This is a genomic window from Streptomyces sp. O3, from assembly GCF_054788135.1.
Map to the genome: position 1 here is coordinate 82042 of NZ_JBTVYK010000017.1, position 21410 is coordinate 103451.

Sequence of the window (21410 nt, forward strand, 5' to 3'; positions counted from 1 at the left end):
TGACACTCGGTGCGGCTCGGGGTCAAGTCGGGTCGGTCGGTCCGATGGCAACGCACCGCGAGTTATGCACAGCCCCGTCTTCTGAACGAATCCCCTGCTCTCTCTGTGTAGGGGTAGTAGTAGGGCCTGTGGAAACCGTGGATAACTCCGTATCCGCAGGTCAGAGCACGTTTTTTATCCACCGTGCCTGTGGGCGGAGACGGTGGATAACTCCGGTCGTCTGTGGACACGGGAAAGTTGTGCACAGGCCGTGCACAGGGCAGGGGGAGTTCTCCCCAGGTCTGTCCCCAGCTTTACCCAGGTTCCCCACAGGCCAACCGGGCATCTTGGTGTGACGCCTTTCACTCGACTCGGTGAGTGGGCGCGTTGCGTTGCCGAACAGTGGACGGCGATGTGGAGAAGCAGGGTAAAGCTGGGGACAACCGGCCTCAGCCTGTGGGCGGCCGGTGGACAACTCGATGAGCGCTTTGCGGGCCCGCCCGTTGTCCACAATCTGTGGACAACGGTTATCCACTAATCCACAACCCCTTGAGCTGGGTTGATGGTTGATCCTCAGGGTCTCCTGTGGACACAGTCTGGACAACTTCCCAGTCCCCAGGGTGTGGACGGCGAGTTGGTCACAGATCTGTGGAAAACGGGATGTGACCAGGGCGTATTCGAACAGTGCGCGCGCCGTCAGCGGGCCGTGTCGTCCCGTACGAGAACGCCGCGAGGGCCGCGGGCGCGCGAAAGGCGCCCCGCGGAGGGGACCGGGGGCGCCTTCGGGTGCGTACAGCGGGTACAGCGGGTGCGGCGGGTGCGTGCGGCCGGCCTCTGTCGGTGGTGCTCCGTCAGCCGTTCTTGATGCGGTTGGTGAGCTCGGTGACCTGGTTGTAGATGGAGCGCCGCTCGGCCATCAGCGCGCGGATCTTGCGGTCGGCGTGCATCACCGTCGTATGGTCGCGGCCGCCGAACTGCGCGCCGATCTTGGGCAGGGAGAGGTCCGTGAGCTCCCGGCAGAGGTACATCGCGATCTGTCGGGCCGTCACGAGCACCCGGCTGCGCGAGGATCCGCACAGGTCGTCCACGGTGAGTCCGAAGTAGTCGGCCGTCGCGGCCATGATGGCGGGCGCGGTGATCTCCGGGGCCGCGTCCTCGCCCCCCGGAATCAGGTCCTTGAGGACGATCTCGGTCAACCCCAGGTCCACCGGCTGCCGGTTGAGCGACGCGAAGGCCGTGACCCGGATCAGCGCGCCCTCGAGCTCACGGATGTTGCGCGAGATCCGGGAGGCGATGAACTCCAGTACCTCCGGGGGCGCGTTGAGCTGCTCCTGCACCGCCTTCTTCCGGAGGATCGCGATCCGGGTCTCCAGCTCGGGCGGCTGGACGTCGGTGATCAGGCCCCACTCGAAGCGGTTCCGCAGCCGGTCCTCCAGCGTCACCAGCTGCTTGGGCGGCCGGTCCGACGACAGCACGATCTGCTTGTTCGCGTTGTGCAGCGTGTTGAAGGTGTGGAAGAACTCCTCCTGCGTCGACTCCTTGTCCGCCAGGAACTGGATGTCGTCGACGAGCAGGATGTCCATCTCGCGGTAGCGCTTGCGGAAGCTGTCGCCCTTGCCGTCGCGGATGGAGTTGATGAACTCGTTGGTGAACTCCTCGGAGCTCACATAGCGCACCCGCGTGCCCGGATAGAGGCTGCGCGCGTAGTGCCCGATCGCGTGCAGCAAGTGGGTCTTGCCGAGGCCCGACTCGCCGTAGATGAACAGCGGGTTGTATGCCTTCGCGGGCGCTTCGGCGACCGCGACCGCCGCGGCGTGCGCGAAGCGGTTCGACGCACCGATGACGAACGTGTCGAAGAGGTACTTGGGGTTCAGGCGGGCGGTCGGCTCGCCGGGTCCTGTCGCGGGCGCGGGCTGCGCGGCCAGCGGGCTCGGTGCGCCGCTGGCGGCGGGCAGCGCGGGGCTGCCGGGGCCGCCGGGGCCGCTGGTGTGCGCGCCATAGGCGCCGTGGCCCGCTGGGGGCTCCGGGCGTTCCCGGTGCTCCCGGTGCTCCCGGTGCTCGGTGCGCTGCTCGTACGGGGGGCGCTCCGGCTGCTCGTACGGGGACTGTTCGTACTGCGGGTGCTCCGACTGCTGCTGCCGGTACTCGTGCGACGGCTGTGGAGCGGGGGACGCGTACGGGTCGCGTTCGGGGAAGCCGAGCCGCTGCTGCTGCCAGCCGTACTCGCCCTCCGCCGGACGGGGCCAGGCACCGGGCTCCGGGCGCTGGTAGTCGGGGTAGGCCGGGCGCGCGGTCGGGAGCTGCTCCCGTTGCGGGGGCTCGGCCTCCTCGTACGGCTGCTGGTCCTGGTACGGCTCAGGGGACTGCGGAGCGGGCGTCGAGGGCATCGAGGGCTCGGCCGCGGAGTCGTCGACGGTGATGGCGATCCGGATCGGGCGGCCGCACTCCCGGCTCAGGGTGTCGCTGACGATCGGCGCGAGACGCCCCTCCAGAACACCCTTGGCGAATTCGTTCGGCACGGCGAGCAGCGCGGTGTCGGCGACCAGGGCCAGCGGCTGGCAGCGCCTGATCCAGTGCTCGTCCTTCGCCTCGACCCCCTGGCCGCGCCCCTCACCGAGGAGTTGTTCCAGCACTCGTGGCCACACTGCGGCAAGATCGGCAGGTACGTCAGCCACAGGGCACGCTCTCTCATGGGTCCCACGAAGGTGTGGTTCTCGGGACGGGTCGGGACGGGGCGCGACGGGAAGTCGGATGACGCCGCGGAAGGGGCGGGAAGGTAACGAATCGGAGTTCGGCCACGGTAGTCAGGGCGACCGCCGCGGTTCAAGTTGTTGTCCACAGGCTGTGCACAGTGTCTCCTCGGCTCAGGTCGGTTTGACCGGATGGCGTAGCGGCGCGTACCGTGACCAGGTCGAGTTGTCGATGGCTGCTGCCGCCTGCCTCCGATGGGCATGGATCACACGATCTGGAAGCGGTGCACTCGGGCGTTGCGAGCTACTCGTGGGCGCACGGTGACAGCCAGACGATGTCCCGCCACCACACACATCATTTCTGGAGCCCCCGAGTGAGCAAGCGCACCTTCCAGCCGAACAACCGTCGTCGCGCGAAGACCCACGGCTTCCGGCTGCGCATGCGCACCCGTGCCGGCCGCGCCATCCTGGCGTCCCGCCGTGGCAAGGGTCGCGCCCGCCTGTCTGCCTGACCGTAAACAGGTCATGACGTCGTGCTGCCTACCGAGAACCGGCTGAGGCGGCGCGAAGACTTCGCGACCGCGGTACGACGAGGACGCCGGGCAGGCCGCCCGCTCCTCGTGGTCCATCTACGCAGCGGTGAAACGGACCCGCACGCGCCTGGGGAGAGCGTTCCCCCGACGCGTGCGGGTTTCGTCGTGAGCAAGGCCGTCGGCGTAGCGGTCGTACGCAACACGGTGAAGCGCAGACTGCGTCACTTGATGCGAGAGCGGCTGGCCCTGCTGCCCCCCGGTAGCCTGGTAGTCGTACGAGCGCTGCCCGGTGCGGGCGGCGCTGACCATGCACAGCTGGCCCGAGACCTGGACGCCGCCCTGCGGCGGCTGCTGGGAGGGGGCGCGCGATGAAGTACCCGCTGCTGGCTCTGATCAAGCTGTACCAGTGGACCGTCAGCCCCTTGCTGGGGCCGGTGTGCAAGTACTACCCGTCGTGTTCCCACTACGGCTTCCAGGCCATCGACCGGCATGGTGCGATCAAGGGGACGGCGCTCACCGCCTGGCGCATTCTGCGGTGCAACCCGTGGTCGCACGGCGGTGTCGATCACGTACCGCCGCGCAAGCGTCCGCGGTGGCACGAAATGCTGCGCGACGCCTGGCGCAACAAGGGCGGGCCCTCCGCTGCTGAGGACAAGCAGTCCAGCCCGGCCGCCGAGACCTCGCCCCATGCTCAAGGAGCCTGATTAGTGGACACGATTGCCAGTCTCTTCGCTTTTATCACCACACCTGTCTCCTGGATCATCGTCCAGTTCCACAAGCTGTACGGCGCGATCTTCGGCCCGGATACGGGCTGGGCCTGGGGACTGTCCATCGTCTCGCTGGTGATCCTGATCCGGATCTGCCTGATCCCGCTCTTCGTGAAGCAGATCAAGGCGACACGGGGCATGCAGACGCTGCAGCCCGAGATGAAGAAGATCCAGGAGCGCTACAAGAACGACAAGCAGCGCCAGTCCGAAGAGATGATGAAGCTGTACAAGGAGACGGGCACCAACCCGCTCTCCTCGTGCCTTCCGATCCTGGCGCAGTCACCGTTCTTCTTCGCCCTGTACCACGTGCTGAACAGCATCGCCACGGGCAAGGAGATCGGCTCCATCGACGGGCCGCTCCTGGAGAGCGCCCGTAAGGCACATATCTTCGGCGCCCCGCTGGCCGCGAAGTTCACGGACAGCGCGGACAAGCTCGAAGCTCTCGGCTCCTCGCTGACCGATGTCCGCGTCGTCACCGCGGTCATGATCATCCTGATGTCGCTGTCGCAGTTCTACACGCAGCGCCAGCTGATGACGAAGAACGTCGACACCACCGTGAAGACGCCGTTCATGCAGCAGCAGAAGATGCTGATGTACGTCTTCCCGGTCATCTTCGCCGTCTTCGGCATCAACTTCCCCGTCGGTGTCCTCGTCTACTGGCTGACCACGAACGTCTGGACCATGGGTCAGCAGATGTACGTCATCCGCCAGAACCCCACTCCGGGCAGCAAGGCGCAGGGCGCGTTCCTGGAGCGGCTGGGCGCCAAGCTCGTACGGCACGAGGGCGGCAGGCTGACCCGCGGCCAGCGCAACAACGTGAAGGCGATCGTCGCCAAGGGCCGCGACCGCAACGACAACGAGCGGAAGTTCATCACCACCCTGACCAAGGCGGGGCTCGTGGCCCAGACCGACGGCTCGGTGGCGAAGGGCGAGGCGCCCGAGACCGAGGACGCGGGCGACGGCTCGGCCGGAGGTGCTCCCAAGCGCCAGCAGCCCAAGCGCCAGAGCAAGGCCCGGCGCCACTCCGGCGGCGGTGCCCAGTCCGGGGCGCAGTCCTCTCAGTCCGCTGACAAGAGCGGGGCGGAGAAGACTTCCCTGGAGAAGGAGAAGCCGGAAGGCGCCTCGCCGGACGCTGAGCAGCAGGACAAGCCTGCCAGCGGCAAGTCCACGGGCGGCAAGTCCGCCTCCGGCTCCGCACGCCAAGCCAAGTCCGGACAGCGCAAGGGCCAGCAGCGGCCCAAGCACCCGTCCAAGAAGTAAGAAGGAGTCCATCCCGTGAAGGAAGGCACCACCCCCTCGGCCGCCGCCGAGGCCGGCGACACCCTGACCAGCCTTGAGCAGGAGGGTGAGATCGCGGCGGACTACCTTGAGGGTCTGCTGGACATCGCCGACCTGGACGGCGACATCGACATGGATGTCGAGGCCGACCGGGCAGCTGTCTCGATCATCAGCGACTCGGGCAGTCGTGATCTGCAGAAGCTGGTCGGTCGCGATGGCGAGGTGCTCGAGGCGCTTCAGGAGCTCACACGGCTCGCGGTGCACCGGGAGACCGGCGACCGCAGCCGACTGATGCTGGACATCGCCGGTTACCGTGCCAAGAAGCGCCAGGAACTCTCCGAACTGGGCGCCAAGGCCGCAGCCGAGGTCAAGAGCTCCGGTGAGCCGATGAAGCTCCAGCCGATGACGCCCTTCGAGCGCAAGGTCGTGCATGACGCGATCAAGAGCGCGGGCCTGCGCAGCGAGTCCGAAGGCGAGGAGCCGCAGCGCTTCGTCGTCGTGCTCCCCGCCTGAACGACAGGTACTCTTCCCGGCCCCGTCTGTGCGCAGGCGGGGCCGGTCTTTGTCAGCCTGATAGGCAGCACTGAGTGCGGTATGGAAGGACGGTCCCCGTGACGGAGGCAGTAGAGCTTCCCTCGGCGCCGGAACAGGCCCGAGCGGTATTCGGCGAACGCTTCGCGGACGCGGTCCGGTACGCGGAGCTGCTGGCCGACGCGGGAGTCAAGCGCGGCCTGATCGGCCCCCGCGAGGTCCCTCGGCTGTGGGAGCGGCATCTGTTGAACTGCGCGGTGCTCTCCGAGGTCGTGCCCGAGGGCGTGACGGTGTGCGATGTCGGCTCCGGCGCCGGGCTGCCCGGCATTCCGCTGGCACTAGTACGGCCAGACCTGAAGATCACCCTTCTGGAGCCGCTGCTGAGGCGCACCACCTTCCTCACTGAAGTGGTCGAACTGCTCGGCCTGGACCACGTGACGGTGGTGCGCGGCCGTGCTGAGGAGGTCTTGGGCACGCTGACACCCGTCCATGTGGTCACCGCGCGGGCTGTGGCTCCGCTGGACCGGCTCGCGGGATGGGGGGTGCCGCTGCTGCGCCCGTACGGGGAGATGCTGGCGCTCAAGGGAGATACGGCCGAGGAAGAGGTCAAGGCGGCCACTGCCGCGCTGCACAAGCTGGGCGCCGTGGAAACCTCTGTCCTGCATGTCGGCGAGGGAGTGGTGGACCCGCTCTCGACCGTGGTGCGCGTCGAGGTCGGGGAGAGCCCCGGCGGCGTGCGGTTCGCGGCCAAGCGCGCCAAGGCCGCCCGAGCGGGACGGGCCCGTCGACGCCGCTGATCCGTCCCGCTGGCCTGGGGCCTGTTCCGCCGGACAGGCCCTAGCCGTAGGCCACACAAGCTGTCCGACCTACGCACGCGGAGTGTCGGAGCGTTCCAGCCATGACGGCTATGCATCGTGTTTCACGTGAAACGTCGCTCACTGCTGCAAGGGATCATCAGTCGCGGACGCGCAGCGGCTCCGCGTGATCGCACATCCCCCGTGAGGGGGACAGAGTTGTCCACAGAGGCGGATTCGTCCACAGAAGACCGGGCCTCGCTGGTTCACGACCCCGAAGACATGGGAGGCTCTGTTCATTGTGAGCCTGAAGTCGAGGAGGGTGAACCCGTGCGGTCCGACGCCAACATCGCGGGGCCGATGACCGATCCGGTCCCCGGTCCCCGTACCGAATCGGCGGGAGAAGATGTTTCACGTGAAACATCGACCCCGATGGATGACACCCCTATCGGTCGCGCGGCCCAACTTGCGGTGGACGCCCTAGGCCGTACGGGCGAGGGGCTGCCGCGACCCGAACAGACCCGGATCATGGTGGTCGCCAACCAGAAGGGCGGGGTCGGCAAGACCACCACCACGGTCAACCTGGCCGCCTCTCTGGCCTTGCACGGTGCGCGCGTCCTGGTGGTCGACCTCGACCCCCAGGGCAACGCTTCCACGGCGCTGGGGATCGATCATCACGCCGAAGTCCCTTCGATCTATGACGTCCTGGTAGAGAGCAAGCCGCTCGCCGAGGTCGTCCAGCCGGTCCCCGATGTCGAGGGGCTCTTCTGCGCGCCCGCCACCATCGATCTCGCCGGTGCGGAGATTGAGCTGGTGTCTCTGGTAGCGCGGGAGAGCAGGCTGCAGCGTGCCCTCCAGGCCTATGAGCAGCCGCTGGACTATGTCCTGATCGACTGCCCGCCCTCGCTGGGGCTGCTTACTGTCAACGCGCTGGTCGCGGGCGCCGAGGTGCTCATCCCCATCCAGTGTGAGTACTACGCGCTCGAAGGCCTGGGGCAGCTGCTGCGCAATGTCGACCTGGTGCGCGGTCACCTCAATCCGGCCCTGCATGTGTCGACCATCCTGCTCACCATGTACGACGGCCGGACCCGGCTGGCCTCACAGGTGGCGGACGAGGTGCGGAGCCACTTCGGCGACGAGGTCCTGCGGACGAGCATTCCCCGCTCGGTGCGCATCTCCGAGGCTCCCAGCTATGGGCAGACCGTACTGACCTACGATCCCGGATCGAGCGGTGCGCTCTCGTACTTCGAGGCGGCGCGTGAGATGGCGCTGCGCGGTGTCGGTGTGCGCTATGAGGCGCAGCATGCCCCGGCGGTGACCCAGAACGATCAGCGGAACATGGCGGAGGGCATGCAGTGAGCGAGCGACGTAGAGGGCTGGGGCGCGGACTCGGTGCGCTGATCCCCGCTGCCCCGACCGGAGACCAGACCACCGTGGGGGGTGCTACGACTTCCCCGGGTGCCGTGCCGGTTCTCACCGGCGAGCGGGGAGTAGCGGCCGCGAAGGTGGCCAATCTGGGAGCGGGCACCGTTTCACGTGAAACGGATGAGCCGACAGGGGAGGCCGCCGTAGCGGTCGACGAGCTGAAGAGCCCTGACGGGGCGCACTTCGCCGAGCTGCCTCTGGACCTGATCACTCCCAACCCGCAGCAGCCGCGTGCCGTCTTTGACGAGGACGCGCTGGCCGAGCTTGTCGTCTCCATCAAGGAGGTGGGACTGCTCCAGCCGGTCGTCGTACGGCAGGTGGAGGCCTCCCGGTATGAGCTCATCATGGGCGAGCGCCGTTGGCGTGCGTGCCGGGAAGCGGGCCTGGAGCGTATCCCCGCGATCGTGCGGGCCACCGAGGACGAGAAACTCCTCCTGGACGCGCTGCTGGAAAACCTGCACCGCGCTCAGCTGAACCCTCTGGAAGAGGCCGCGGCCTACGACCAGTTGCTGAAGGACTTCAACTGCACCCACGATCAGCTGGCGGACCGGATCGGCCGTTCCCGCCCGCAGGTCTCCAACACCCTGCGGCTGCTCAAGCTGTCCCCGGCGGTTCAGCGTCGGGTTGCCGCTGGGGTGCTTTCCGCCGGTCATGCGCGGGCTCTGCTTTCGGTGGAGGACTCGGAGGAGCAGGAGCGCCTGGCGCACCGCATCGTCGCCGAAGGGCTGTCGGTGCGGGCCGTCGAGGAGATCGTGACCCTGATGGGGTCGCGTCCGGGGAGTCCGCCGAAGAGTAAGGGTCCTCGCGCGGGCGCGCGGGTCTCTCCTGCCCTGACGGATCTGGCCTCGCGTCTCTCGGATCGCTTCGAGACGCGGGTGAAGGTCGATCTGGGACAGAAGAAGGGGAAGATCGTCGTCGAGTTCGCCTCGATGGATGACCTGGAACGCATCCTGGACAGCCTGGCGCCGGGTGAGGGGCCGGTCCTGGAACAGGGCCTCGCCGGGGACACCGGAGACACAACGGACGCCGCGGACCAGGAGAACTGAGCCGCAAGCGGCGGGGAGAGCGGGCTGTGTCCGGTGTATGCCGGAAAACAGCCCGCTCTTTGCTTTTTGGCGGTATCGAGGGAATCGCAGGATGGATACGATGCGTTCGGGTATGGCGCATCCACCTGACAACACCTCATGTGAGGGAGGCGGGGGTCATGCGATCGGTGAGCCGCACCGGGTTGGTGACCGCGGGTCTGGGGCTGGGGGCAGTCGGCGGGTTCGTCGGCAGCCTGATCAGGGAACGGGGCGCTCTGGCCGCCGCCCGTGGTGCGGCGGGCGAAGGAAGTGAGGAACCGCCTACATGGGGCGTCGGCTCGTACCGCTCACGCTGGACAATCTCCCGGACCTCCCCCAGCGCTGCCGTGCGTGCGTCTTCTGGGAACTCGATCCGGTCAGCGGACAGGCGGCGATAGGGGCGGGCACCCCGGAACTGGAAAAGGAAGCCTGGATCTCCGGGGTGCTGCTGGACTGGGGATCGTGCGGCCGCGTCGTCTATGTCGACGGGATCCCGGTCGGCTATGTGCTGTACGCGCCCCCGGCCTATGTGCCCCGCTCCCTGGCCTTCCCCACCAGTCCGATCGCTCCGGACGCGGTGCACCTGATGACGGCATGGATCGACCCGGAGTATCAGGGACAGGGGCTGGGGCGCGTGATCGTGCAGACCGTCGCGAAGGATCTGCTCCGGAGAGGCTTCAAGGCGATGGAGGCCTTCGGGAACGCCCGCTGGAAAGAACCGGCGTGTGTGCTGCCCGCCGACCACCTGCTGGCGGTGGGCTTCAAGACGGTCCGCCCGCATCCGGTCTATCCGCGGCTCCGGCTTGAGTTGCGTACGGCGCTCTCCTGGAAGGAGGACGTCGAGTTGGCGATCGACCGGCTGCTGGGAGCGGTACAGAAGGAGCCGGTGCCGCGGCCGCTCTAGTGGGCGGGACGGCCAAGGGCACATACGAGAACGGGCCCGATCCCCCCTGAGGGGAGCGGGCCCGTTTCACGTGAAACAGTGCTCGCGCATCCGCGCGCTGTGGAGCTTGTGGTGCGCTTACTTGGCGACGAAGCCGTCGAGTTCCTTGACGATCGCGGCCTTCGGCTTGGCACCCACGATGGTCTTGGCGACCTCGCCACCCTGGTACACGTTCAGCGTCGGGATCGACATCACGCCGTACTTGGCAGCGATGCCCGGATTCTCGTCGATGTTGAGCTTGGCGACGACGATCTCGTCGTGCTCGGCCGCGATCGCCTCCAGCGAGGGGGCGATCTGGCGGCACGGCCCGCACCAGGCGGCCCAGAAGTCAACGAGCACAGGCTTGTCGCTCTTGAGGACCAGCTCGTCGAAGTTGGCGTCCGTCACAGTGATCGTGGCACCGGCCATGGTTTTCTCCTTCAGAACTAAACGGGGATCAGAGAGGGGGAGACGGGGGCAGTCAGGCCGTGGCCGCGGCGGCGGTCTCGCCGTCGGTCAGGGCGGCGAGGAAGCGCTCGGCGTCCAAGGCGGCGGAGCAGCCGGTGCCTGCCGCGGTGATGGCCTGCCGATAGGTGTGGTCCACGACGTCACCGGCGCCGAAGACCCCGGTGAGGTTCGTCCGGGTCGAAGGCGCGTCGACCTGGAGGTAGCCCTCGTCGTCCAGTTCGAGCTGGCCCTTGAAGAGCTCCGTACGCGGGTCGTGTCCCACGGCGATGAACAGGCCGGTGACCGCCAGTTCGGAGGTCTCGCTCGTCTTGGTGTTGCGGAGGGTCAGACCCGTGAGCTTCTGCTCGCCGTGGATCTCGGCGACCTCGCTGTCCCAGACGAACTTGATCTTCGGGTCGGCGAAGGCGCGGTCCTGCATTGCCTGGGAGGCGCGCAGGCTGTCCCGACGGTGCACGATCGTCACGGACTTGGCGAAGCGGGAGAGGAAGGTGGCCTCCTCCATCGCTGTGTCACCGCCGCCGACCACGGCGATGTCCTGGTCCTTGAAGAAGAACCCGTCGCAGGTCGCGCACCAGGAGACACCGCGTCCGGACAGGGCGTCCTCGTTGGGCAGACCGAGCTTGCGGTGCTGGGACCCGGTGGTGACGATCACGGACTTGGCGCGGTGCACCGTGCCCGCGGTGTCGGTGACCGTCTTGATGTCACCGGAGAGGTCGACCGAGATCACATCATCGGGGACCAGCTCGGCGCCGAAACGCTCGGCCTGGGCGCGCATGTTGTCCATGAGCTCGGGGCCCATCACGCCATCCTGGAAGCCGGGGAAGTTCTCCACGTCGGTGGTGTTCATCAGCGCACCGCCGGCGGTCACCGCACCCTCGAACACCAGCGGCTTCAGCGACGCGCGCGCGGTGTACAGCGCCGCCGTGTAGCCGGCCGGCCCGGAGCCGATGATGATCACGTTACGGACGTCGCTCACGGGTTGATTCCTCGTCTCTGCGGACTGCCTACTGCCTCGGGAGGAGCCCCGTCTCAGGACTCTCACCCCACCCAACGGATACTACGGGGCGTGCATTCCCGGACTGGTCAGCGGCGAGGGTAGGAGCGGGTCAGCAGGACATCACCCGTGCCCGAGGAGCCCTGATCGGCACAGGAAGCGTCCACGACATAGGCCGAGACACGTGAGCCGTCGGACGTGTGCGGCAGCACGACGAGATAGGCCCTGGTGCCCTGGTAGGTGCCCAGCTCGGCGGCGAGGGGAGGTGCCGCCCGGTCGATACCGCGCCGGACACACTCCGGTACCTCGGGCTCGGACGTGAGCAGGGGCGAGTGCGGAGTGCGGGGATGGGATTCAGTGTCGGGGCCGAACGCGGTGGAGGGTGTGGAGTCCACCTTCTCATCGACACCCTTGGCGAGCAGAGCCGCCACCTGATCGTCCAGACCGTCGCCGGAGAACGTGTCCGCGTCCGCTGCCGACTCCTCCTGCTTCGCTTTCTGGGCGCCAGCGCCGTCCCGTGTGTCGCTGCCGCCGCCCGACTGGATCAGCAGTGCGCCCAGTCCCACGGCCGCCACCGTGGCGGCCGCTCCCAGCACAGCGACGGCCGCACCGCGGCGGCGTCGGCGCGGCCCAGGGCTCGGGCGACCGGGGCCGGTGGCGGCTCGGGGGTGTCCTGCGGGGCGGTTCGGTGGGCCGTCGTCTGACGCCGCGGTGGCCGAGGCCGGAAGGGGCGGCACGGGTGCTGTTTCACGTGAAACACCGCCCGCGGTCCGCTCGACGGCGTGTGCGGAATCCGGGGACGGGGCCGCTGGTGTCGCGGACTGAGGGGCCGCGGCCTGTGGCGCTGTGGCGTCCAGCAACGCCTCTGCGGCCAGGGCGGCGTCGATACGACCGGCGATCTCGGCGGGCATCCGCGGCGGACCGGGAAGCGTACCGAGTAGGCCACGGATCTCCTCCAGTGAACTGTGGACATCGGCACACAGCGCGCAGCCGTCGAGATGATGCCGCACATCGACGGCACGGGAGGGGGAGAGCAGATCCTCGGTGAGGTCGGAGATTTCCGATACCTCGGGGTGCTCGGCCGCGTCGGGCGTGGCTGTCACGCTCGCCCACCTCCGTCTTTCACGGCAGTTGAATCGCCTGGTCCGGTGTCTTGTGGCCCGGTATCACGCGGGCCCGCTGCAGGTGGGACGGATGTCCCCTGCGTCCGGTTCCTTCCCGTGCCTGATCCGCTTACGCCCGCACCGCCCTGGTTGTTCTCACTACGGTCTGGTTTGCCCTCGTTACTGTCCGGACGCAGGTGGCGCAGGAGCGGCAGCAGCCGGGCTCTGCCGCGAGCACAGCGGCTCTTCACGGTTCCGGTGGGGACATCGAGCACACGGGCGGCCTCGGCCACGGGATAGCCCTGCATGTCCACCAGAACGAGGGCGGCCCGCTGATCGGCTGGCAGGGTACTCAGCGCCTCGATCAGCTCCCGATGCAGGTCGTGACGCTCGGCCGGAGCGGACGCCGACTCATGCGGCTCCAGGAGCTGCTCAAGCCGCTCCGGGTCGTCGACTGGCGAGGTCTTCCGAGAGGCGGCCTTGCGGGCCCGGTCGAGGCAGGCGTTGACGGTGATCCGGTGCAGCCAGGTGGTGACGGCGGACTGCCCGCGGAAAGTGTGGGCGGCCCGGTACGCGGAGACAAGCGCGTCCTGCACCGCGTCCGCGGCCTCTTCCCGGTCCCCCAGCGTGCGCAGGGCCACCGCCCACAGCCGGTCCCGGTGGCGCCGTACCAGCTCGCTGAAGGCGTCCGGGGCCCCGGCGACATGGTCTGCCAGGAGATCCTGGTCGCTTCTCCCGTCGTGTCCGGCGTGGTCCACCGTCGCGCGCCCTCCCCCGGTGAGCCGATCAGCCCTTGAACGTCACGTCCGTGATGGCCTGCTTGTACCCCGCACTGCTGAACTGATCCTTGGGGGACAGCGGCACCTCGGTCAGCCAGACCACGACATAGCGTGTGGCGACCGCTTCCTCGGCCGTGATGTCCGCCGTCGTGGCGGAGGTCGTGACGGTCCCGATCTGCCGCATCGACGCCACCGACGAGGGCGGCGACAGCGAGTCCGCGGCGTAGAGCGAGACCGTGGTGCGGTCGCCGCCGTAGCGCAGCGCTATCGACGCGGCCGAGACGTCCTGTTCGGAGCCAAGGTCGTAGACGATGCCGACGCCCGCCTTGTAGGGCGCGAGCTTCGGGCCTTCCAGGAAGCTCTTGGTGCGCCAAAAGGTGTCGGCGCTGTCGTCGTAGGTCTTGTCGACGTTGGCGGCGTTCTGGGCGGGGCCGTCCGGTGCGTACTCCTGGGCGGTCTTGATGGCGAGCGGCTGCGGGGTGTCGCCCTTGCCTCCGTTGTCGGACTTGCCGTCGCCTTCCGTGCCCTCGTCGCCCTTGTTCGGCGGGGTGCTGGTGCCGGGGTCGTCGCTGGGCTTGTCGCGGTCCATGAGGGCATCGGCCAGCTGCCAGCTGCCCAGGCCGAGCGCCACGATCAGCAGGGCGGACACGGCCCACTTGAGCGCCTTGCCGGTACGGCCCTGGAGCGGGACGGGCGGCACCGGCTGGGTCACCTCAGGGGGCACCGGCTGACGTCGGTAGGTCCCCTGCTGGTATGTGGTGTGCTGGTACTCGGGCGGCGCCGTGAACGCGGGCTCCGGGCGGCGGATCCGGGGCAGCTCCCCGACGGCCCTGGCCAGCTCCTCCGGAGTGGTGCACGGAGGTTCCTGCCGGGAGGCCGTGGCGCCGTCGTTGACCAGCGCGCGCATGGTGAGCTCGGACAGCCCGCGGTGAACCCCCGCGCGTACCTGGTCGGGGGCGATCAGACCGATGTCCTTGGGGAGCCCGGTCATGCCGTACGCGTCGTCCTGATATGGCCAACGCTGGGTCAGCGAGGCGTACAGCAGTGCGCCGATCGCCTCGGTGTCGGCGCGCTGCGGGGTGTCGGAGCTGATGCCGCGCAGGGCGGCGTTCACGGCCAGGCCGCGGATGCGGTACTGCCCGGACGAGGTGCGCAGTACGGCGCTGGGGGTGAGCCGCAGATGGGCCAGACCCTCACGGTGCGCGGCCGCCATGGCCTGCGACACCTGGCTGACGAGCTGATACGCGTCATGCGGCTCGAGCGGGCCCGAGGCGAGCACGGCCGTCAGTTCCGTGGCGTCGGGCAGCCACTCGTGCACCACATAGACCAGGTCGTTCTCCTCGACGGCGTCGAGGACCTGGACGAAGCGAGGATCGCCGAGCAGGGCGGAGGAGCGGGCGGCGGCGAGCACCGAGCGGGCGCGCGGGTGGTCGGCGGGCAGGAGATGGACGCCCACGGCCCGGCGGAGCTTCTCGTCCACGGCGCGCCAGCTGCTGAATCCGTCCAGCCGGGTGACGCACTCCTCGAGCCGGTAGCGTCTGGCGAGTTTGTGGCCGCTGTGCAGTTCGGGCGGCTGGGCGTGTGGCCTGCTCTTCTCCGTACCGTCGTCGGACTGCTGGTCCCCTTGGCCCGTCGCCGTTTCCCGGCTCTGGGGCGCCCCGTCGGCCGTGGGCTGGTCCGCCTTGGCGGTCAGTGACTCACCATTGCTCCCTGCTGCCACGTCGACGGCAGCCGTGCTCCGTTCCGCCACCGTCGTTCCTGCCTCCCCATCCGTTGCGCTCTGTACGACGCCAAAGCCAATTGTGCCCACACTCTGCCGGTATGCACGACACGCGGAGGCCGGTGATGGTTGCGCTGACTCGGCCGGATCGCCGCGTCGTTCAGCGGCCGAGACGTCCGCGGACCATACCGACCAAGGCGTTCATCTCCTCGATCCGCATCCGCCGCGCGGCGACGAAGAAGACGCCGAGCAGCACGATCCCTCCGATGACCAGAGCGGTGAGCGAGCCCAGCACTCCCTGGCCGAGCCCCTGGGTGATCGCGTACGCGACGCCACCGCTGAGGAGTGCGGCGGGGAGCGAGGCGATGGCGAGCCGGGCGTAGGTGCGCAGGACGTGTGCGCCGTCCAGGCTGCCGTCCAGCCGCCTGCTCAGCCGCCGCCAGGCGACGCCCACGCCGATCGCGTAGGCGAGGCCGTAGCACGCGGCCATCCCGGCCACGGCCCAGCGGGCCGGGAGCAGGTAGTAGCAGGCCACGGCGGCGGCGGCGTTCACGGCGGCGACGATGACCGTGTTGTAGAAGGGGGTGCGGGTGTCCTCGTACGCGTAGAAGGCGCGGAGGACGACGTACTGCACGGAGTACGGGATCAGGCCGAGGCTGAAGGCCATCAGCATGTAGCCCATGTTGGTGGCGCTGTCGGCGCCCGAGCCGCCGAAGATCAGGGTGCACATCGGGACGCCGAGCGCGATGAACCCGAAGGAGATCGGGACGATGGCGACGGCCGTGTTGCGCAGCCCCTGGGAGATGTCGTCGCGGACCGCTCCCGTGTCGCCGTCGTGCGCCGAGCGGGACAGCCGGGGCAGCAGGGCGGCCATCAGCGACACGGTGATGATGGCCTGCGGCAGCATCCAGATGAGCTGGGCGTTGGCGTAGGCGGCGTAGCCGGTGCCCTTGACGTTCGAGTCCACGACCGCGGCGGTGGAGAGCTGGGTGACGAAGAGGACGCCCGCCTGGTTGGCGAGGACGAAGAGCACGGTCCACTTGGCGAGCTTCGCCGCCTTGCCGAGGCCGTGGCCCCGCCAGTCGAAGCGCAGCCGGATCGTGAACCCGGACTCCCGCAGGTAGGGGATCATCGCCAGGCCCTGCACGACGATGCCGAGCAGGACGCCGACGCCGAGCAGCCGTTCGGCCTCCGGCGGCATGGTCTCGGCGGTCATCTGCGTGGTCTCGTAGGTGCCGTACACCCAGAGGAAGGTGCCGAGGGTGAAGATGATGACGATGTTGTTGAGGACAGGGGTCCACATCATCGGGCCGAACGACCCGCGGGCGTTCAGGATCTGCCCCATCACCACATGGACGCCCATGAAGAAGATCGACGGCAGGAAGTAGCGGATGAACGTGATCGCGACCTCGTTGGCCGCCGGGTTGTTCGCGACCGGCATGGACAGCATGCGGACGAACAGCGGCGCGGCGAACATTCCCGCCACCGTGATCGCGCCGAGCACCACCATGACCACCGTCAGCAGCCGGTTGGCGTAGGCCTGGCCGCCGTCGCTGTCCTCTTTCATGGCACGGACGAGCTGCGGAACGAAGACCGAGTTCAGCCCGCCGCCGACGGTCAGGATGTAGATCATCGTCGGCAGCGTGTAGGCGATCTGGAAGCTGTCGCCGAGGAGACCGAGGCCGAGCGCCGCGACGATCAACGCCGAGCGGATGAAGCCGGTGACGCGGGAGACCATGGTGCCCGCCGCCATCACCGCACTGGACTTCAGCAGGCTGGAGGCGCGGCCGCCCGAACGCTTCGGGGCGGGCGGCGGCGGTGGCGGGGACGGCGCGGGCACGGCCGGAGGCTCGCTGGGCGGGCGAGTGCCGTTGCCCTGCTGGTCCCGGAAGAGGTGCGCGAACGCGTCCGGCTCGTGGCGCTCCTCGCTGGCCTGGGTGACCAGGTCGTCCACGCCGACGAACTGGGTGGTGCGGGCGTCGTCGCCGTACGGCAGATGGCGGGACGGGCCGTCGGGCTCGGGCGGCGGGGTCTGGGCCCACAGCCGTGGGTCGGGCGCGTGCGGCGGCGCGGGCGGCTGGCCGTAGGCCGGCTGGGGCTCCCCGTAGGCGCCAGGAGGCGGCGGTGGGTGCGCGGCGCGGTCGTAGAGGGCCTCGGTCACCGGGTCCTGGGCGGTGAGGTCCTGGGCGCGGTACGGATCCTGGTCGTAGGCGTCCTGGAGGTACATATCCGGGGTCGGCTGCTGCGGCGGTACCTGCTGCCCCGCCGGGTCGCCGCGGGTCGCGCCCTGGCCGCGGTCACCGTCGTACGGCGCGTTCATGCTTACCCCACCTCATCGGGTCCCACGGCCCACCGGCCAAGTCGTCGCTCAACGGTCCACTCTCTCACCCGTGCCCGACGGGTCGGTGTTTTCCGGAGCGGTGTCCGGCGTCGTGTTCCCGCCGTCCCCGCCGTCTGGGCCGTCCCCGGCCGCCTCTTCGGCGGCCTGCCGGGCAGCCGCGCGCTTGCGCTGGGTGTACATCCTGAATCCGGCGAGGACGAGCAGCAGCACTCCGCCCGCGATGACCAGCATGACCTCGGCGGTCACCTCGGTGACGTTCACATCGAAGCGGATTTCCCGGCCGTAGGGCTCGCCGTCCGCGGTGTAGAGCTGGGCGATGACCGGCACCGGGCCGTTGGCGTTAGCCGTCGTCGTGAACTTCACCGACTGGCTGTGCTCCCCGGAGACCTTGATCTGCTGTTCCGCGTAGGGGCTGTCACCGATCTTGAGGCGGTTCGGCTTGGTCGAGGTGAGCCGCAGCACCAGGTGCTCGACATCCTGCACCAGGTTGTTCTGCACCGTTACCGGGATGGTCGCGCTGCGCCCGGAGAGCTTCGCCTCCGACTTCTCGATCAGCTTCACCTGTGCGGTCAGCCCGACGAGGTAATCCTGTACACCAGCGCGATAGGCGTCGCCCTGCTCGGGCCGTCCGCGCCAGGACGTGGACATCTCCCGGTCGATAGCCCGGCCGAAGGGCGTGACCACACGCTCCGGCCTGCTGAGGATGACCTTGAACCTGTCGAGCGTCTTCCCGGTGCTCTGGACCGCGAGGAACGCGTCCTCCGGCAGCTCCTGCTTGCGCAGCTTGGAGGGGTAGGAGCGGGCGGCGGGCACCTGGGTCGTGGCGCGGGGGTCCGGCTTGGCCTTGGCCGCCGAGACCAGGTCGTCGGCCTGCGACCAGCCGCCGTCCTCAAGCGCGCGTACGGCCTTGGCCATGGACTGGGCCTGGCTGACGGTCGGCATGCGCTGAGGGGCGACGACGATGCTGCGCTGCTTCTCCGGGTCCTGAAGGTTGATCATCTGGCTCTGGGCCAGGAACTTCTGCACGACGAGCGTGGAGTTCTCGGCGGTGGTCATATCGCCCTGGAACGCGGTCGACAGCCGGGTGTCGGCGACCACGGCCGTGGTACCGCCGCCGATCGGGCGGGCGGCTGTGGGCGTGTACGGCAGGTTGCCGGTCTCCCGCAGGCTGTCGCTGCGGGCGATCACGGTATGCGCACCGGCTGAGGTGGCGACGTCGATGATCGAGGGGTCGATCGCGCCGTCCACGGGCCACGCGAAGTCCGTGCTCGCCTCGACGTGCAGCACCGTCTCCACGGTGATCGCGGCCGCGTCGGTGGCGTCCTTGAGATGGCTGAGCGATCCCGAGACCCGCTTGCCCTGGTGGGCCAGCGACGCGAGATCGGGATCGGCGAAGGGCAGCGCCACGACCTGCTTGTCCTGCACGGCCTTTTCGAGGGTGTTCAGCCACCGCTTGGCCACGGCCTGGTCCTTGCCCGCGACCGGGGTGCCGTCGGGGCCGATGACCTGGTAGTCCTCCCTCATCGCATCGACGGATGCGATGAGATCCGGGTCGATGACCCAGGTGACGGGAAGGTCCCGCCCCAGAGCGAGGAGCCGTTCGAGCCGTCCGCCGGGAGAGATCTCCTTGGCCAGCGTGTTGTCCGCGAAGACCGGGGCCTGCTCTTCACCGGGACCCGTCTCCGCGGTGAGGTGGGTCTGGGAGATGAGCGGCCAGAGGTAGGTCGTCCTGGTCTTCTCAGCCGGGGCCTCCGGCTGCCAGGGGAGGAACGTCCGCTCGATCCCCAGCACCTGGTCGTACCGCTGACCCGTGGGCCTGCCGGAGAGCGCGACGCTGACCTGGTAGACGCCGTCGGCGCCGAGTTCCAGCTCGTCGACGGGGATCGAGAGGGAGAAGTTCCGCGAGACGCCGGGGGCGAGCTTGTCGATCTTCTCGACGTACTCGCCGTCGATCTTCCTGCCGGTGGTCTGCCGGGGGGAGTCGCTGTTCTTCGCGGTCTGGTCGATGGCGCTGCGGGCCGCCATGATCGGCCCCACCTGCAGGGCGGCCTCGGCGTCGATGACGTCCTGCTGGCCCTCGTTGGTGATCCGGCCGGAGATGGTGAGGGTGTCGCCCTCGGTGGGAACGCTGGGGCTGAGCGAGTCCACGGACACGTCGACGGTGCCATGGGCGGTCTGGGCACTGGCGCCAGCGGCGTGCGCCGGGGCCTCGGCCGGAATCTGCAGCAGAGCGGCCAGCAGGGGGGCTCCGACGAGCAGTGCCGCCGAGCGCAGCAGCCGTCGGCGGGCAGCCGAGGGAGCCATCCCCGGAAAGTCTGGCGCCTCGGCCACGCGTTCGTCCCTTGCCGTCAGTGGTCGTCGTGAGTGGTCGCTATCTTCGCGTCCTCGCATGGTAACGATCCCCGCAGGAGCGAAGTGCCGCGGACTGCGCCACATGACCGCCGGGAAACGAGGAAGCTCGGGCGGCTGTGGGCACGTACCCTTTTCTGTTGTGCCGAACGCCAACGAAGACAATCCCAGCGCCCTGAACCAGGTGCAGAGCCGAGCGGTGAGCGAACTGCTGCGCGTGTCCCCTGTCGCCGACGACCTCGCCCGCCACTTCCAGGAGGCCGGGTTCTCTCTCGCCCTGGTCGGCGGCTCCGTCAGGGACGCGTTGCTCGGCCGACTCGGCAACGACCTGGACTTCACCACCGATGCCCGCCCCGAGGACGTACTGAAGATCGTCCGGCCGTGGGCGGACGCGGTATGGGAGGTCGGGATCGCCTTCGGCACGGTCGGCTGCCAGAAGGACGGCTACTTGCTCGAGGTGACGACGTACCGCTCGGAGGCGTACGACCGGACCTCGCGCAAGCCCGAGGTGTCCTACGGCGACTCCATCGAGGACGATCTCGTCCGGCGGGACTTCACGGTCAACGCGATGGCCGTCGCGCTTCCTCAGAAGCGCTTCATCGATCCGCACGGCGGCCTCGGGGACCTCGAGGCGGGGGTCCTGCGGACACCCAGCACCCCCGAGGAGTCCTTCTCGGACGACCCACTGCGCATGATGCGGGCCGCGCGCTTCGGCGCGCAGCTCGGCTTCGAGCCCGCTCCGGACGTGATCGCCGCCATGAAGGAGATGGCCGAGCGGATCGACATCGTCTCGGCCGAGCGGGTCCGTGACGAGCTGAACAAGCTGATCCTCTCCGCCCACCCGCGCAAGGGCCTCGCGCTCCTTGTCGACACTGGTCTGGCCGCCCGAGTGCTGCCGGAGCTTCCGGCGTTGCGCCTGGAGAGCGACGAGCACCACCGGCACAAGGACGTCTACGAGCACTCGCTGACCGTTCTGGCGCAGGCGATCGACCTGGAAGAGGACGGCCCCGACCTGACGCTGCGGCTCGCCGCGCTGCTCCATGACATCGGCAAGCCGAGGACGCGGCGCTTCGAGAAGGACGGCCGGGTCTCGTTCCACCATCACGAGGTGGTGGGCGCGAAGATGACCAAGAAGCGCATGACCGCGCTCAAGTACTCCAACGAGCTCGTGCGGGACGTCTCGCGCCTGGTCGAGCTCCACCTGCGGTTCCACGGCTACGGGACCGGTGAGTGGACGGACTCCGCTGTACGGCGCTATGTCCGGGACGCGGGCCCGCTGCTGGACCGGCTGCACAAGCTCACCCGTTCCGACTGCACGACCCGCAACAAGCGGAAGGCCGGTGCGCTGTCCCGCGCCTACGACGGGCTGGAAGAGCGCATCGCCCGACTGAAGGAGCAGGAGGAGCTGGACTCGATCCGCCCTGACCTGGACGGCAACGAGATCATGAAGATTCTCGGGGTCGGGCCGGGGCCGGTGATCGGTCAGGCGTACAAGTTCCTGCTGGAGCTGCGCTTGGAGAACGGCCCCATGGAGCGCGACGCGGCGGTCGCCGCACTCAAGGAGTGGTGGGCGGCGCAGGCCTGATATCGGGGTGGGGGGGGGGGGGGGGGGGGGGGGGGCACGGTGAAACACCCCCCCCCCCCCCCCCCCCCCCCCCCCCCCCCCCCCGCAC

Annotated in this window: 18 protein-coding genes; 10 read left to right on the top strand and 8 right to left on the bottom strand. The window is 68.8% G+C overall.

What is annotated here, in order from left to right; translation table 11 throughout:
- Positions 1 to 830: 830 nt before the first annotated feature.
- Entirely contained in the window at positions 831 to 2654 is a 1824-nt protein-coding gene (gene dnaA / locus ACX6XY_RS11310) for a chromosomal replication initiator protein DnaA (protein ID WP_460328829.1), read from the bottom strand.
- Positions 2655 to 3043: 389 nt separating this feature from the next.
- On the opposite strand from dnaA, the gene rpmH reads away from it, so the two are divergent.
- The 9 genes from rpmH to ACX6XY_RS11355 all read left to right on the top strand — a co-directional run bounded on the left by rpmH (position 3044) and on the right by ACX6XY_RS11355 (position 9965).
- Positions 3044 to 3181 (top strand): 50S ribosomal protein L34, encoded by a 138-nt coding sequence (gene rpmH, locus ACX6XY_RS11315; RefSeq protein ID WP_003949374.1) that lies wholly within the window; start codon positions 3044 to 3046, stop codon positions 3179 to 3181.
- 21 nt (positions 3182 to 3202) lie between these two features.
- Positions 3203 to 3574: a ribonuclease P protein component gene (gene rnpA / locus ACX6XY_RS11320; RefSeq protein WP_460328832.1), complete on the top strand. Its 372-nt coding sequence runs from the start codon at positions 3203 to 3205 to the stop codon at positions 3572 to 3574.
- Positions 3571 to 3906 (top strand): membrane protein insertion efficiency factor YidD, encoded by a 336-nt coding sequence (yidD, locus tag ACX6XY_RS11325; protein ID WP_460328835.1) that lies wholly within the window; start codon positions 3571 to 3573, stop codon positions 3904 to 3906. Before rnpA ends, yidD begins: the two co-directional genes overlap by 4 nt.
- 3 nt (positions 3907 to 3909) lie before the next feature.
- Positions 3910 to 5229, top strand: coding sequence for a membrane protein insertase YidC (gene yidC / locus ACX6XY_RS11330; protein WP_460328837.1), 1320 nt, complete (start codon positions 3910 to 3912; stop codon positions 5227 to 5229).
- A 15-nt stretch (positions 5230 to 5244) separates the two neighbouring features.
- Entirely contained in the window at positions 5245 to 5760 is a 516-nt protein-coding gene (locus ACX6XY_RS11335; protein ID WP_460328839.1) for a Jag family protein, read from the top strand.
- 98 nt (positions 5761 to 5858) lie between these two features.
- Positions 5859 to 6575 carry a 16S rRNA (guanine(527)-N(7))-methyltransferase RsmG gene (gene rsmG, locus ACX6XY_RS11340; protein ID WP_460328841.1) on the top strand — a complete coding sequence of 239 codons (717 nt, stop codon included), beginning with the start codon at positions 5859 to 5861 and terminating at the stop codon, positions 6573 to 6575.
- Positions 6576 to 6854: 279 nt separating this feature from the next.
- Positions 6855 to 7931: a ParA family protein gene (locus tag ACX6XY_RS11345; RefSeq protein ID WP_460328875.1), complete on the top strand. Its 1077-nt coding sequence runs from the start codon at positions 6855 to 6857 to the stop codon at positions 7929 to 7931.
- Positions 7928 to 9043 (top strand): ParB/RepB/Spo0J family partition protein, encoded by a 1116-nt coding sequence (locus ACX6XY_RS11350; protein ID WP_460328843.1) that lies wholly within the window; start codon positions 7928 to 7930, stop codon positions 9041 to 9043. Before ACX6XY_RS11345 ends, ACX6XY_RS11350 begins: the two co-directional genes overlap by 4 nt.
- Before the next feature lie 304 nt (positions 9044 to 9347).
- A complete protein-coding gene (locus tag ACX6XY_RS11355; protein ID WP_460328845.1) occupies positions 9348 to 9965 on the top strand; it encodes a GNAT family N-acetyltransferase in 618 nt (205 codons plus the stop codon).
- A 117-nt stretch (positions 9966 to 10082) separates the two neighbouring features.
- On the opposite strand, the gene trxA is transcribed toward ACX6XY_RS11355, so the two are convergent.
- From trxA to ACX6XY_RS11390, 7 genes are all read right to left on the bottom strand, one after another.
- Positions 10083 to 10412 carry a thioredoxin gene (trxA, locus tag ACX6XY_RS11360; protein ID WP_460328847.1) on the bottom strand — a complete coding sequence of 110 codons (330 nt, stop codon included), beginning with the start codon at positions 10410 to 10412 and terminating at the stop codon, positions 10083 to 10085.
- 52 nt (positions 10413 to 10464) lie between these two features.
- Positions 10465 to 11427, bottom strand: a complete 963-nt coding sequence (gene trxB, locus ACX6XY_RS11365) for a thioredoxin-disulfide reductase (RefSeq protein ID WP_460328849.1) — start codon at positions 11425 to 11427, stop codon at positions 10465 to 10467.
- 107 nt (positions 11428 to 11534) lie between these two features.
- On the bottom strand, positions 11535 to 12548 hold the full coding sequence (locus ACX6XY_RS11370; RefSeq protein WP_460328851.1) for a hypothetical protein: 1014 nt from the start codon (positions 12546 to 12548) through the stop codon (positions 11535 to 11537).
- Positions 12545 to 13306, bottom strand: a complete 762-nt coding sequence (gene sigM / locus ACX6XY_RS11375; protein ID WP_460328853.1) for an RNA polymerase sigma factor SigM — start codon at positions 13304 to 13306, stop codon at positions 12545 to 12547. The genes ACX6XY_RS11370 and sigM overlap by 4 nt, the downstream gene beginning before the upstream one ends.
- A gap of 28 nt (positions 13307 to 13334) precedes the next feature.
- Entirely contained in the window at positions 13335 to 15077 is a 1743-nt protein-coding gene (locus tag ACX6XY_RS11380) for a protein kinase family protein (protein WP_460328855.1), read from the bottom strand.
- A gap of 130 nt (positions 15078 to 15207) precedes the next feature.
- Entirely contained in the window at positions 15208 to 17367 is a 2160-nt protein-coding gene (murJ, locus tag ACX6XY_RS11385; protein WP_460328857.1) for a murein biosynthesis integral membrane protein MurJ, read from the bottom strand.
- 48 nt (positions 17368 to 17415) lie between these two features.
- Entirely contained in the window at positions 17416 to 19719 is a 2304-nt protein-coding gene (locus ACX6XY_RS11390) for a DUF6049 family protein (protein ID WP_460328859.1), read from the bottom strand.
- A gap of 160 nt (positions 19720 to 19879) precedes the next feature.
- On the opposite strand from ACX6XY_RS11390, the gene ACX6XY_RS11395 reads away from it, so the two are divergent.
- Complete coding sequence (locus ACX6XY_RS11395; RefSeq protein ID WP_460328861.1) at positions 19880 to 21322, top strand: CCA tRNA nucleotidyltransferase; 1443 nt, start codon at positions 19880 to 19882, stop codon at positions 21320 to 21322.
- The last annotated feature ends 88 nt before the right edge of the window (positions 21323 to 21410 follow it).

Bases quoted from the DNA above. Each gene is read 5' to 3' on its own strand.
- yidD (WP_460328835.1), top strand. From the start codon at position 3,571: ATGAAGTACCCGCTGCTGGCTCTGATCAAGCTGTACCAGTGGACCGTC.
- ACX6XY_RS11345 (WP_460328875.1), top strand. From the start codon at position 6,855: ATGGGAGGCTCTGTTCATTGTGAGCCTGAAGTCGAGGAGGGTGAACCC.
- ACX6XY_RS11355 (WP_460328845.1), top strand. From the start codon at position 9,348: ATGGGGCGTCGGCTCGTACCGCTCACGCTGGACAATCTCCCGGACCTC.
- trxA (WP_460328847.1), bottom strand. From the start codon at position 10,412: ATGGCCGGTGCCACGATCACTGTGACGGACGCCAACTTCGACGAGCTG.
- murJ (WP_460328857.1), bottom strand. From the start codon at position 17,367: ATGAACGCGCCGTACGACGGTGACCGCGGCCAGGGCGCGACCCGCGGC.